The organism is Pseudomonas sp. PS02290 (genome assembly GCF_029960075.1).
GTDB lineage: Bacteria > Pseudomonadota > Gammaproteobacteria > Pseudomonadales > Pseudomonadaceae > Aquipseudomonas.
Map to the genome: position 1 here is coordinate 1 of NZ_JASCOY010000131.1, position 11,033 is coordinate 11,033.

10 protein-coding genes are annotated in these 11,033 nt (G+C 61.8%); 3 read left to right on the plus strand and 7 right to left on the minus strand.

The annotated features are described in order from the left end of the window. Window positions 1-355: 355 nt before the first annotated feature. A complete protein-coding gene (locus tag QMX88_RS27045) occupies window positions 356-733 on the plus strand; it encodes a response regulator (protein WP_074885442.1) in 378 nt (125 codons plus the stop codon). A 70-nt stretch (window positions 734-803) separates the two neighbouring features. Here the strand turns inward: QMX88_RS27045 and QMX88_RS27050 are convergent, their stop codons facing one another. After that, window positions 804-2,834: a response regulator gene (locus QMX88_RS27050; protein WP_282373331.1), complete on the minus strand. Its 2,031-nt coding sequence runs from the start codon at window positions 2,832-2,834 to the stop codon at window positions 804-806. Further along, complete coding sequence (locus QMX88_RS27055) at window positions 2,831-4,315, minus strand: ATPase domain-containing protein (RefSeq protein WP_282373333.1); 1,485 nt, start codon at window positions 4,313-4,315, stop codon at window positions 2,831-2,833. The genes QMX88_RS27050 and QMX88_RS27055 overlap by 4 nt, the downstream gene beginning before the upstream one ends. Before the next feature lie 284 nt (window positions 4,316-4,599). On the opposite strand from QMX88_RS27055, the gene QMX88_RS27060 reads away from it, so the two are divergent. Together QMX88_RS27060 and nudC are read left to right on the plus strand one after the other, a co-directional pair. After that, window positions 4,600-5,412, plus strand: coding sequence for a crotonase/enoyl-CoA hydratase family protein (locus QMX88_RS27060; protein ID WP_282373334.1), 813 nt, complete (start codon window positions 4,600-4,602; stop codon window positions 5,410-5,412). A 90-nt stretch (window positions 5,413-5,502) separates the two neighbouring features. Next, window positions 5,503-6,357 (plus strand): NAD(+) diphosphatase, encoded by an 855-nt coding sequence (nudC, locus tag QMX88_RS27065; RefSeq protein WP_282373335.1) that lies wholly within the window; start codon window positions 5,503-5,505, stop codon window positions 6,355-6,357. Here nudC and QMX88_RS27070 read toward each other — a convergent pair. The 5 genes from QMX88_RS27070 to QMX88_RS27090 all read right to left on the minus strand — a co-directional run. Then, window positions 6,319-7,092, minus strand: a complete 774-nt coding sequence (locus QMX88_RS27070) for a TSUP family transporter (RefSeq protein ID WP_282373336.1) — start codon at window positions 7,090-7,092, stop codon at window positions 6,319-6,321. The two genes, nudC and QMX88_RS27070, sit on opposite strands and share 39 nt — an antisense overlap. A 309-nt stretch (window positions 7,093-7,401) precedes the next feature. Further along, a complete protein-coding gene (locus QMX88_RS27075) occupies window positions 7,402-8,541 on the minus strand; it encodes a Gfo/Idh/MocA family protein (RefSeq protein ID WP_282373337.1) in 1,140 nt (379 codons plus the stop codon). A gap of 126 nt (window positions 8,542-8,667) precedes the next feature. Further along, complete coding sequence (locus QMX88_RS27080; protein ID WP_122538346.1) at window positions 8,668-9,435, minus strand: SDR family oxidoreductase; 768 nt, start codon at window positions 9,433-9,435, stop codon at window positions 8,668-8,670. A 25-nt stretch (window positions 9,436-9,460) separates the two neighbouring features. Continuing rightward, window positions 9,461-10,528: a phosphotransferase family protein gene (locus tag QMX88_RS27085; RefSeq protein WP_282373339.1), complete on the minus strand. Its 1,068-nt coding sequence runs from the start codon at window positions 10,526-10,528 to the stop codon at window positions 9,461-9,463. A 242-nt stretch (window positions 10,529-10,770) separates the two neighbouring features. Then, on the minus strand, window positions 10,771-11,033 hold a 263-nt coding region (locus QMX88_RS27090), incomplete at its 5' end, for an integrase core domain-containing protein (protein WP_282373341.1).

Sequence of the window (11,033 nt, forward strand, 5' to 3'; positions counted from 1 at the left end):
AGCCCAAACACCACAAATCGCGACTTGGGTGCAGGCTGAACGCAGACGACGCGGAGTGGGCCGAGCGGCATGGATGCCGCGAGAGCGCCGCTAGGACATGGATGTCCGTTCGGCGCGGGCCCACGGAGCGTCGTCGGAGTGAGGGTACTCCGACGGAGGAGGAGCCCAACCAGGAGCACAAGCCCTTGGTTACTTGGGGCTTTATCAAGTAACTCGCCGAAGGCGAAACGGGAGGCCGTTAGGCCGACCATGTTCAACGCTAAAGCCCAACAATCAAATAACTGATCACTCTGCGCAACCTCCAGCGCGGGCCATGGTCGTAATGGCAGCTATCTATAAGATCAAAGGCGTTCAAATGAGCTCTGATGCAGAAAATGTCGTACTCATCGTCGAAGACGAGCCGCTCATTCTGATGCTGCTGTCCGACTACCTGTCGGGCGAAGGCTATCGGGTGTTGCAGGCGGAGAACGGGGAGCAGGCATTCGAAATTCTTGCCACCAAACCCCACCTCGATTTGATGATCACCGATTACCGCCTGCCCGGCGGGGTGTCTGGCGTGATGATTGCCGAGCCCGCCGTCAAGCTGCGACCGGAACTCAAGGTGATCTTCATCAGCGGCTATCCGGCAGAGATCGTCGATTGCGGCAGCCCGATCACCAAAAAGGCCCCGATCCTGGCCAAGCCGTTCACCATGGAAACCCTGCACTCGCAGATCCAGACGCTGCTCAACTGATTCTGCCGCCCCTCAGATACAAACAACAAAGCCGGCAATCGCCGGCTTTTGTGTCTGCACCTGTCTCGCGTCAGCCCTCGATCATCTCCCGCACCTTGGCCGTCAGTTGGTCAAAGGCAAACGGCTTGGTGATCATCTGCATCCCTTCTTCAAGGAACCCCGAGCGGGCGCTGGCGTTTTCCGCGTAGCCGGTGATGAACAGCACTTTCAGGTCCGCGCGCAGCTGGCGGCCAATGTCGGCCAGCTGCCGTCCATTCATGCCCGGCAAGCCGACGTCGCTGATCATCAGGTCAATACGCTGGCCGGATTCCAGAATCGGAATCGCCCCGACCGCATCGCCTGCTTCCACGTAGGCATAACCCAACTCGCTCAACACCTGACTGACCAGCGCGCGCACCGCTGGATCATCTTCGACCAGCAGGATGGTTTCGCCCTCACGGGCCTGCGCCGTGTCGTTGGGGAGGGCGGGAGCATCTTGCTGCGACACCCCGTGATAACGCGGCAGGAACAGCTGAACCGTGGTGCCGTGGCCAACCTGGCTATCGATCGCTACGTGTCCGTGGGACTGCTTGCTGAAGCCGTAGATCATCGACAACCCCAGGCCGGTGCCCTGGCCGATCGGCTTGGTGGTGAAAAAGGGATCGAATGCCCGGCTGATGACGTTCTCCGGCATGCCGCAGCCCGTGTCGCGCACGCTGAGCACCACGTAGTCGCCGGGCAGCAGGTTTTCGTAGGCGTTGGTGAAGTCGCGATCGAGGCGGCGGTTGAAGGTCTCGATCATCAGCATGCCGCCATCGGGCATGGCGTCGCGGGCGTTGAGCACCAGGTTGAGCAGGGCGCTTTCGAGTTGATTGGGGTCAGCCTCGGCGGTCCACAGTTCCGGGTCCAGGCACATGTCGAGGCGGATGCTCTCGTTGACGCTGCGGTTCAGCAGTTCGCCCATGGAATTGACCAGATCGTTCATCAAGACCGGCTTGGGGTCCAGCGACTGACGGCGCGAGAACGCCAGCAGGCGGTGGGTCAGGGCGGCGGCGCGATTGGCCGAGGTCACGCCCAGGTCGATCAGGCCATCGAGATCGTCGGTGCGACCCCGCGCCAGACGACGCCTCAGCAGTTCGAGGCTGCCGATGATGCCGGTCAGCATGTTGTTGAAGTCGTGGGCGATACCGCCGGTGAGCTGGCCCACCGCTTCCATCTTCTGCGACTGGCGCAGGACTTCTTCGTTATGGCGCAGCTGGGAGGTGCGTTCCTCGACCTGCTGCTCCAGGGTTTCGTTGAGCTGTCGCAGCTGCTGTTCGGCCAGCTTGCGCTCGGTGATGTCGGAGGTCACGCCGGACAGCAGGCTGACGCGGCCATTGCGCGCACGGATCGCCCGGGCCCGGATGTCGATCCAGTGCACCGAGCCGTCCGGCCAGACGTTGCGAAACTCGATGATGAAATCGGCGCCGCTGTCCAGCGTGTGCTGCAACACGGATTGCATGCGCGGCTGGTCTTCGGGGTGCACCGAGCTCAGCCACTCGTGATAGGAGAGCGGATCGCGCTCGTCCCGGCCAAAGTGCGCCTTGGTGATGTCCGAGCAATCCAGACCGAGGAACTCGGTGTCCAGCTGCCACGACCCCAGCCGTCCGGCTTTCAGCGCATGTTGCAGGCGCTGCTCGCTTTCCAGCAGTTCTTCCAGTCGAGTCCGTGCTTCGTATTGTCGTCGACGCCCGCGCACGGCGGTGCTGACCAGACTGATGAGCGTGGCAGGATGAAAAGGCCGCTCCAGAAACGTGACGTTGCCGAGCATCTTGCCCAGGTGCGCCGAGGGGTTCTGTTTCGGGCCGCCGTGATGAGTCAGCAACACGATGGGAAAGTCAGACCAAGCCGGTTGGTTGGCCAGCAGGCTGAGCAGCGGGTTGATGTCCGCGCTGCGCAACGCTTCATCAGCGATGATCGCAAGTCCCGCGCCGGACATCAGTTCACTGCACAGCTGCGGCAGATCGTGGGTGATGATCGCCGGGTAGCCGGCTTCCTGCAGCATGGTCAGCGCGAGCTGACTGTCGCGTCCGAGGGGGGCGAGGATAATCGCCCGCTCCGATAACTGTCCCGGAGTGCTCACGCGTCGGTGTCCGGTAGTAGCGGATTGTTATCGCCGTTGTACTGAGGGATGCCACGCAATACGCCCTGAAAGGCTTCCAGCGGTTCGCCGATGGTCATGCCGGACCCACTGATGCGGTATTCACGAATGGTTGACTCATGGGTGCCTGTGCGTTTTTTGATGACGGAAATGGCCCGACGGACCTGACCCATTGCTTCGAAGTACCGCAGCAGAATTACTGAATCCGCGAGGTAGGTGATGTCCACCGGCGTCTGCATGTCGCCGACCAGACCGTGCTGGGCGACGGTCATGAACGTCGAGGCGCCATGACGGTTGAGGTAGAGCAACAATTCGTGCACGTGCAGGACCAGCGCGTTTTCTTCAGGCATCGCCGCCTGATAGCCGTTGAGGCTGTCGATCACCACGGTCTGGATGCCCAGGTCGTCGACACAGCGGCGAACGCGGTGAGCGAATTCACCCGGTGACAATTCTGCCGCATCGACCTGCTCGATGAGCAGATTGCCGGTCGCTTCAAGTGCACGGAGGTCAATGCCGAGTTTGCTCATGCGCGTGTACAGCAGGCCGAGCTCTTCATCGAAGATAAACAGCGCGGCCTTCTCGCCACGCTCTACCGCTGCAGCGGCGAACATCAGCGAAATCAGCGATTTACCGGTCCCGGCTGGCCCCAGAATCACCGTGCTCGAACCGCTGTCCAACCCGCCGCCGAGCAGGGCGTCGATTTCCTTGATGCCGCTGCTCATCTGGCGGCTGACATACCCGGTGCGGTGCTCGGCCGCCACCAGACGCGGAAACACCTGGATCCCGTCGTCCATGATGTTGAAGTCGTGGTAGCCGCCGCGGTACTTCTGGCCGCGGTATTTCACCACCCGCAGGCGTCGACGCTCGGCGCCATAGGTCGGCGTCAGGCCTTCCAGGCGGATGACGCCGTGGGCAACGCTGTGCACGGTTTTATCCAGGGACTCGGTGGTGAGGTCGTCCAGCAGGACAACCGTGGTGTCGTAGCGCGCGAAGTAATGCTTGATCGCCAGGATCTGCCGGCGATAACGCAACGAACTCTGCGCCAGCAGGCGGATTTCCGAAAGACTGTCGATGATCACCCGCGAAGGTTTGACCTGCTCGACAATTTCGAAAATCTGCTTGGTCGCCTCGCCCAGTTCAAGGTCCGAGGAATACAGCAGACTCTGCTGATGGGCAGCGTCCAGCAAATTTTCAGGGGGCGTCAGTTCGAACACCGAGATGTTCTCGTCCAGATCCCAGCCGTGGGAGCGTGCGCCGTCGCGCAATTCGCGTTCGGTTTCAGACAGCGTGATATACAGACCACGTTCGCCCGCCGCCGAGCCAGCCAGCAAAAACTGCAGCGCGACGGTGGTTTTGCCGGTGCCGGGCTCTCCTTCGAGGAGAAACACGTGGCTGCGCGAAAGACCACCCGCAAGGATGTCATCCAGGCCCACGATACCGGTTGCCGCTTTTGATGTAGTCAAGAATCGCCCTCTTGCGACCTGAGAAAGGGTCGGGCGCCGAAACGGGTTCGACTGCCCAGGCCGTCATGGTCGTGAAGTCCGATTCCATGCAGCCATCACTCTGGACCGTGACGGGCTGAGACCGTTCAGTTTATTGCCGGCCGACCGATGGCATTCCCGTGGATTTCTGCGGGTTCGCTGTCCGGCAAATGGCGCAACCGTGGCCTGCGGGCGCACATAGTGACTTGCTATGATCCGGCGTCAAGCAATTACCCTCGTCTGGCCCCCTACAAGGATCCCAAACCGTGTCTGACTACAGTGCGTTCAAGGTCGAACTGGCCGACCACATTGCCCACGTCCAGATCAATCGTCCGGAAAAAATCAACGCGATGAACGCAGCGTTCTGGCTGGAGATCATCGAGATTTTCCGCTGGGTCGAGGACACCGACGACGTCCGCGTGGTGGTGCTCAGCGGCGCAGGCAAGCACTTCTCTTCCGGTATCGATCTGACACTGCTCGCGTCGGTGGCCAGTGAACTGGGCAAGGACGTGGGCCGCAACGCGCGCCTGCTGCGGCGCAAGATCCTGCAGATGCAGGAATCGTTCAGCGTGGTCGACCGCTGCAGCAAACCGGTGCTCGCTGCCATTCAGGGCTATTGCATCGGCGGCGCCATCGACCTGATCAGCGCCTGTGACATGCGCTACGCGGCGGACGATGCGCTGTTCTCCATTCGCGAAATCGACATGGGCATGGCGGCGGATGTCGGCACTTTGCAGCGCCTGCCGCGACTGATCGGCGACGGCATGATGCGCGAGATGGCCTACACCGGTCGCAACGTTGGCGCCGAAGAAGCGCTGCGCATTGGCCTGGTCAATCGCACCTTCGCCGACCTGTCGCAGTTGCTCGAAGGCGTGTTCGCCATCGCCCGGGACATCGCCGGTAAATCACCCATCGCCATCAGCGGCAGCAAGCGCATGATCGGCTACATGCGCGATCACAGCGTGGACGACGGCCTCGAATACGTTGCCACCTGGAACGCTGCCATGTTGCAATCGGCCGACCTGAAGCTGGCGATGGTGGCTCACATGAGCAAACAGAAGCCGGTCTTCGACAATTGACTGACCTATTTGAATCCGTAGCCACCTGCCGTTTCTGAGCCTCTCTACCGGGCCGCAGACGGCCAGGCCGGTGACCAGAGGAGTTGAGGCATGACGCGCCCGAAGCGTTGGACCACCGCCGTGCTTGATGTTCAGGCCCCCGGCGGTTGGGCTGTGGTTCAGAGTGATCAAGGCTTTTTGAAAGACAGCAACGGCGTGCTGTTCCCCCGCGAATGGTTGAAGCGGCAGGACCTGCCCTTGATGCATGAACACGGCATTGGCCATTTCGATGGCGAGCTGGTGTACGTGCAGACCCTTCGCGATTCTCAGGCGTTGGCGCTGGAGGGCACGCAGTGGCAGACCCTGCGCCAGTTCATGCTCGCCGACGACGCCGATGTGTTCCAGATGCTCGGCTACGCGGCGCAGATCAGCACCTGGGCCCGGGAACACCGTTTTTGCGGCAGTTGCGGCCAGCCGGCCCGGCAGGTGCCGGGGGAGCGGGCGATGTATTGCCCGCACTGCGATCTGCGTGCCTATCCGCGGATCTCGCCGAGCATGATCGTGCTGATCACCCGCGGCGATGAGGTGCTGCTGGCGCGCTCGCCGCGTTTTGTGACCGGGGTCTACAGCACCCTGGCCGGGTTCGCCGAGCCGGGTGAGTCGGCCGAGGACTGTGTGCGGCGGGAGGTGATGGAGGAAGTGCAGGTCACGGTCAAGAACATCCAGTACAAGGGCAGCCAGTGCTGGCCGTTTCCGCACTCGATGATGCTGGGCTTTCACGCCGAATACGACAGCGGCGACATCGTGCCCCAGGCGGACGAAATCGAAGACGCCCAGTGGTTCAACATCCACGACCTGCCGCCACTGCCGGCCAGTCGCTCGATTGCGCGCTACCTGATCGACCTGTATCTGGCCCAGCGCTCAGGCTCAGTTGAACCAGTGCTGCCAGGCCAGGCGGACGGTTAACCCCAGCACCACGGTGATGAACACAGGGCGGATGAACTTGGCGCCGCCCTTGATCGCTGTTTTAGCGCCCATAAAGGCGCCGGCCATTACCGCCACGCCCATCGTCAACCCGATGACCCAGTCCACCGAGCCGTTGATGGCGAAGATCATCAGCGCGGCGGCGTTGCTGACGAAGTTCATGCTGCGGGCGACGCCGCTGGCTTTCACCAGATCGACCGGGTAGATCAGCAGCGTGCTGACTGTCCAGAACGCCCCGGTGCCGGGACCGGCCACGCCGTCGTAAAAGCCCAGCCCCAGGCCTTGGGGCAGTTGCCATTTGGTCTTGATCGGCGCGTTGCTGTCCAGGGGCGCCTTGGGCGTGCCGCCGAACAGCAGGTACAGCCCGCAGCCGAACACGATAACCGGGAGCATCTGGTTCAGCAGTTCGGCGGGCAGATAATGCGCGACCACCGCACCGATCAGCGCACCCACGGCGGTACCGATCAGCGCGGGTTTCCACTGCGCCGGGTGAAACAGCTTGCGGCGGTAAAAGGTGTAGCCGGCGGTGGCGGAGCCGAAGGTCGAGCTGAGCTTGTTGGTGCCCAGCACCAGGTGCGGCGGCAGGCCGGCAGTGAGCAGGGCAGGTGTGGTCAACAGACCGCCGCCGCCGGCAATGGCATCAATGAAACCGGCGACAAAGGCAACGACAGCCAGCACCAGCAGGGTGGTGGGTTCAACGGTGAGTTCGAACGGCATGGGAAGGCGCTTATCGGGCAGATGGGCAGAAGGGCTGCCCGGAAGCGCAGCATTCTACCTGCAAGGCGTGGCAGCGGTGAATGGTTGATTGGGACTTGGGGCTCACGGTGCAGGACCGGCTTCAGCCGGGAAGGGGCCGGCGTGAACACCCTCAATTTCGCGGTGTGGCACCCGACGCCTTCCCGGCAAAGCCAGTCCCACAATAAAGAGCGTGTACGCCCTGACACACCGCGTGCGCTGTTAGTGGGACCGGCTTTAGCCGGGATGAGGCCGTATTGACCACCCTTGATTTCCGTTCTGACAATCGACTCAAACATCCGAAACACTCACCCAGCGCATCTCCTTCGCCGCAATGCGAATCGCTGTGGCCAGGCGCTCGACCTCCATGGCCTCGGCGAAGTCCGTCCCGTTCGAACCCTGCCCACCCAGCGCCTGAATCAGTTCAAAAACCTCCAGCGTCTTCAGCTCGTTGTAGCCCAACTGATGCCCCGGCGCCGGGCAAAAAGACGCATAGCCCGGTTGCGCAGGCCCCGCCAGAATCCGCTGGAAGCCGTCCCGCCCCGGGGCGCCGGCCCGGTATAGCCGCAGCTCGTTCAAGCGTTCCTGATCAAACGACAACGTGCCTTCGGTGCCACCGATTTCGAAGCTCAGGTGATTCTTGTACCCGTGCTTGAGCCAACTGCTGCCGAACGTACCCCGCGCGCCGTTGGCAAAGCGCAGCAGGGCGTAGGTCTGGTCATCGATGCTGATCGCCCGTTGCTCTTCGCTGCCGTGGGTGGCCGGGCGTTGTCGGTGCACCGTTTGCGAGTCCGCGCACACCGCCTCTACGTCGCCGAGCAGGTACCGCGCCATTGCCAGTAAATGGCTGCCGAGGTCGGCCAGGGCGCCGCCGGCATGGGCCTCTTCACAGCGCCAGGACCAGGGCGACAGCCCATCGCCCATGAAGTCCTCGCTGAATTCCCCCTGGAAACTGACGATCCGCCCCAGCTCGCCGCTTTCGATCATCTGCTTCGCCAGCCCGATGATCGGATTGTGCTGATAGTTGTAGCCCACCCTCGTCACGACGCCTGCTTTAAGCGCCGCCGCCTGCATCTCCCGCGCCTGTTCCAGACTCACCGCCAGCGGCTTCTCGCAGTACACCGCTTTGCCCGCTTCAAGAGCGGCCATCGCCATGGGGAAATGAAGTAGGTTCGGCGTGGTGATCGCCACCAGACTGACCGCCGGATCGCTGATCAACTGTTGCCAGTTGCCATGACTGCGTTGGAACCCCCAACTGCCTGCGCACTGCTCCGCGCGCGCAACATCCGCATCGGCCAGCGCGACGAGCTTGAGGTTGAAGGGAAGATCGAAGGTGGTGCGTGCGTTGTGGAACGCCAGGGCATGAGCCCGACCCATGAAGCCCGTGCCGATCAGGCCGACGCCCAGTTCTGGAAGAGAATTCCCGCGCATGACAGCGTGTCCTTTAAGACCTGTTGTTGTGCGGAAAATGTAGGCGGTTGGGGGTTCCCGATGGAATCTTTATTCCATCAGGAACGCCTCAGGTTTACCTCAGCGGCTCAAGTGTGCTCAAGAGGCTCAGGACAGGAACCCTCCGTCCACATTCAACGCCACGCCGGTGGTGTAGCTCGAGGCATCGCTGGCCAGGTACAACACCGTCCCCGCCATTTCGCTCGGCGCCGCCACCCGCTTCAGGGGAATCTGCGCCAACGCGGTGTTGAGGATCTTCTCGTTGCTCACCAGCGCCGAGGCGAATTTGGTGTCGGTCAGGCCGGGCAGCAGGGCGTTGCAGCGGATGCCGAACTGCGCGCACTCCTTGGCGAACACCTTGGTCATGTTGATTACTGCCGCCTTGGTCACCGAATAGATGCCTTGATACACGCCCGGCGAGACGCCGTTGATCGACGCGACGTTGATGATGCTGCCGCCGCCGTGTTCGCGCATCAGCTTGCCGGCCTCCACGGACATGAAGAAATAGCCGCGGATGTTCACGTCGACGGTCTTCTGGAACGCGCCGAGGTCGGTGTCCAGCACGTTGCAGAACTGCGGGTTGGTCGCCGCGTTGTTCACCAGAATGTCCAGCCGACCGAACTGTTCGCGGATCTGCGCAAACACTGCTGTGATCTGTTCCATTTCACCGATGTGGCAGGCAATGGCCGTGGCCTGGCCGCCGTCGGCGATGATCGCGTCCGCCACTTGCTGGCAGCCGTCGATCCTGCGGCTCGAGACGATGACATGGGCGCCTTGCTGGGCCAGCAGCTTGGCAATGGCTTCGCCGATACCACGGCTGGCGCCGGAGACGAAAGCGATCTTGCCATCGAGGTCGAACAATTGAGTCTTGGACATTGTTGTTTTCCTTGTCGTGTCGCAATCAGAGGCTGGAACGCTCAATCACTTGCAAAGCCATGCGCTCGAGCAGGGTATTCATGTGAATGAACTGGGCGAAGCGCTTGTCCTGGGTCTGGCCGTGGAAGAAGCGGTAATAGATTTGCTGGACGATGCCCGCCAGACGGAACAGCCCGTAGGTGTAGTAAAAGTCGAAATTGTCGATGGCAATGCCCGAGCGCTCGGCGTAGTACGCCACGAACTGCTCGCGGGTGAGCATGCCCGGCGCATGGCTGGGCTGACGCCGCATCAGTTGCACCGGCGCCGGGTCGTCCGCCTGAATCCAGTACGCCAGGCTGTTGCCCAGGTCCATCAGCGGATCGCCCAGGGTGGTCAGCTCCCAGTCGAGCACGCCGATGATCTGCATCGGGTTAGCGGGGTCGAGGATCACATTGTCGAAGCGGTAATCGTTGTGCACCAGGCTTGAAACGGGATGGTCCGCGGGCTTTTTCTCGTCCAGCCAGCGCGCGACCTTTTCCCAGCTGGGCGCGTCGTCGGTGCGTGCCTTCTCGTAGCGCTCGGTCCAGCCGCGAATCTGCCGCTCAACGTAACCTTCGGGCTTGCCCAGATCGCCGAGCCCGCAGGCGGTGTAATCCACTTGATGGAGCTCGACCAGCCGATCAATGAAACTCTTGCACAGGGTTTCGGTTTGCGCGGCGTCGAGGTTCAGCTCGGCGGGCAATTCGGCGCGCAGGATGATGCCCTTGACCCGCTCCATTACGTAAAACTCGGCACCGATCACCGTCTCGTCGTTGCAGTGCACATAGGCCTTGGGGCAATAAGGAAAGGCATCGCGCAACTGGTTGAGAATGCGGAATTCGCGGCCCATGTCATGGGCGCTTTTCGCCTTGTGACCGAACGGCGGGCGGCGCAGAACGAATTCCTGCTCGGGGTACTTCAGCAGGTACGTCAGGTTCGACGCGCCACCGGGAAACTGGCTGATCTGCGCGCTGCCGCTCAGGCCGGGGATATGGGCTTTCAGGTAAGGGTCGATCAACCCGGCGTCGAGTTCTTCGCCGGATCGAACCTGGGTGGACTGGTCGGTGAGCGCCATGCGTATCCCTGCAGATTATTTTGGTGGGCCAGGATCATTGGCTAATCTAATGCGCCCCCGCGCCAGCAAACAAGGGCTATTGGCGTGGGTGTTACGGGGCAATCAGCCGCCCTGATTCACGGACGGGGTTGCAAGCTTGCTCGCGACGGGGCCAGGTCAGGCGATAAATCTCCCTGGCCTGAGCCATCGCCTTCGCGAGCAAGCTGAACTGGTCAAGTGATTCTGGACACCCATTTAGGTTTTCAAGCAGCCGCTCGCTCCGCAGCTACAGGCGAACAGTAGCCGTTGTAGCTGTGGGGCCGGCGGCTGTTGTAACGCATGACATAACGCTGCACGTCCAACTGTGCTTCATGCGCTGACGAATATCCTTCTTTAGGCACCCACTCCGATTTCAGGCTGCCAAAAAATCGCTCCATCGGGGCGTTATCCCAGCACTCGCCTTTTCGACTCATGCTCTGCCTTAAACCATGGGTCACCAGCTCGTTCCGGAATTTATGGCTGGTGT

Excerpts from the sequence above, each read along its gene's own strand:
- QMX88_RS27045 (WP_074885442.1), top strand. The coding sequence starts at position 356 with ATGAGCTCTGATGCAGAAAATGTCGTACTCATCGTCGAAGACGAGCCG.
- nudC (WP_282373335.1), top strand. The coding sequence starts at position 5,503 with ATGACGCGCCCGAAGCGTTGGACCACCGCCGTGCTTGATGTTCAGGCC.
- QMX88_RS27070 (WP_282373336.1), bottom strand. The coding sequence starts at position 7,092 with ATGCCGTTCGAACTCACCGTTGAACCCACCACCCTGCTGGTGCTGGCT.
- QMX88_RS27075 (WP_282373337.1), bottom strand. The coding sequence starts at position 8,541 with ATGCGCGGGAATTCTCTTCCAGAACTGGGCGTCGGCCTGATCGGCACG.
- QMX88_RS27080 (WP_122538346.1), bottom strand. The coding sequence starts at position 9,435 with ATGTCCAAGACTCAATTGTTCGACCTCGATGGCAAGATCGCTTTCGTC.
- QMX88_RS27085 (WP_282373339.1), bottom strand. The coding sequence starts at position 10,528 with ATGGCGCTCACCGACCAGTCCACCCAGGTTCGATCCGGCGAAGAACTC.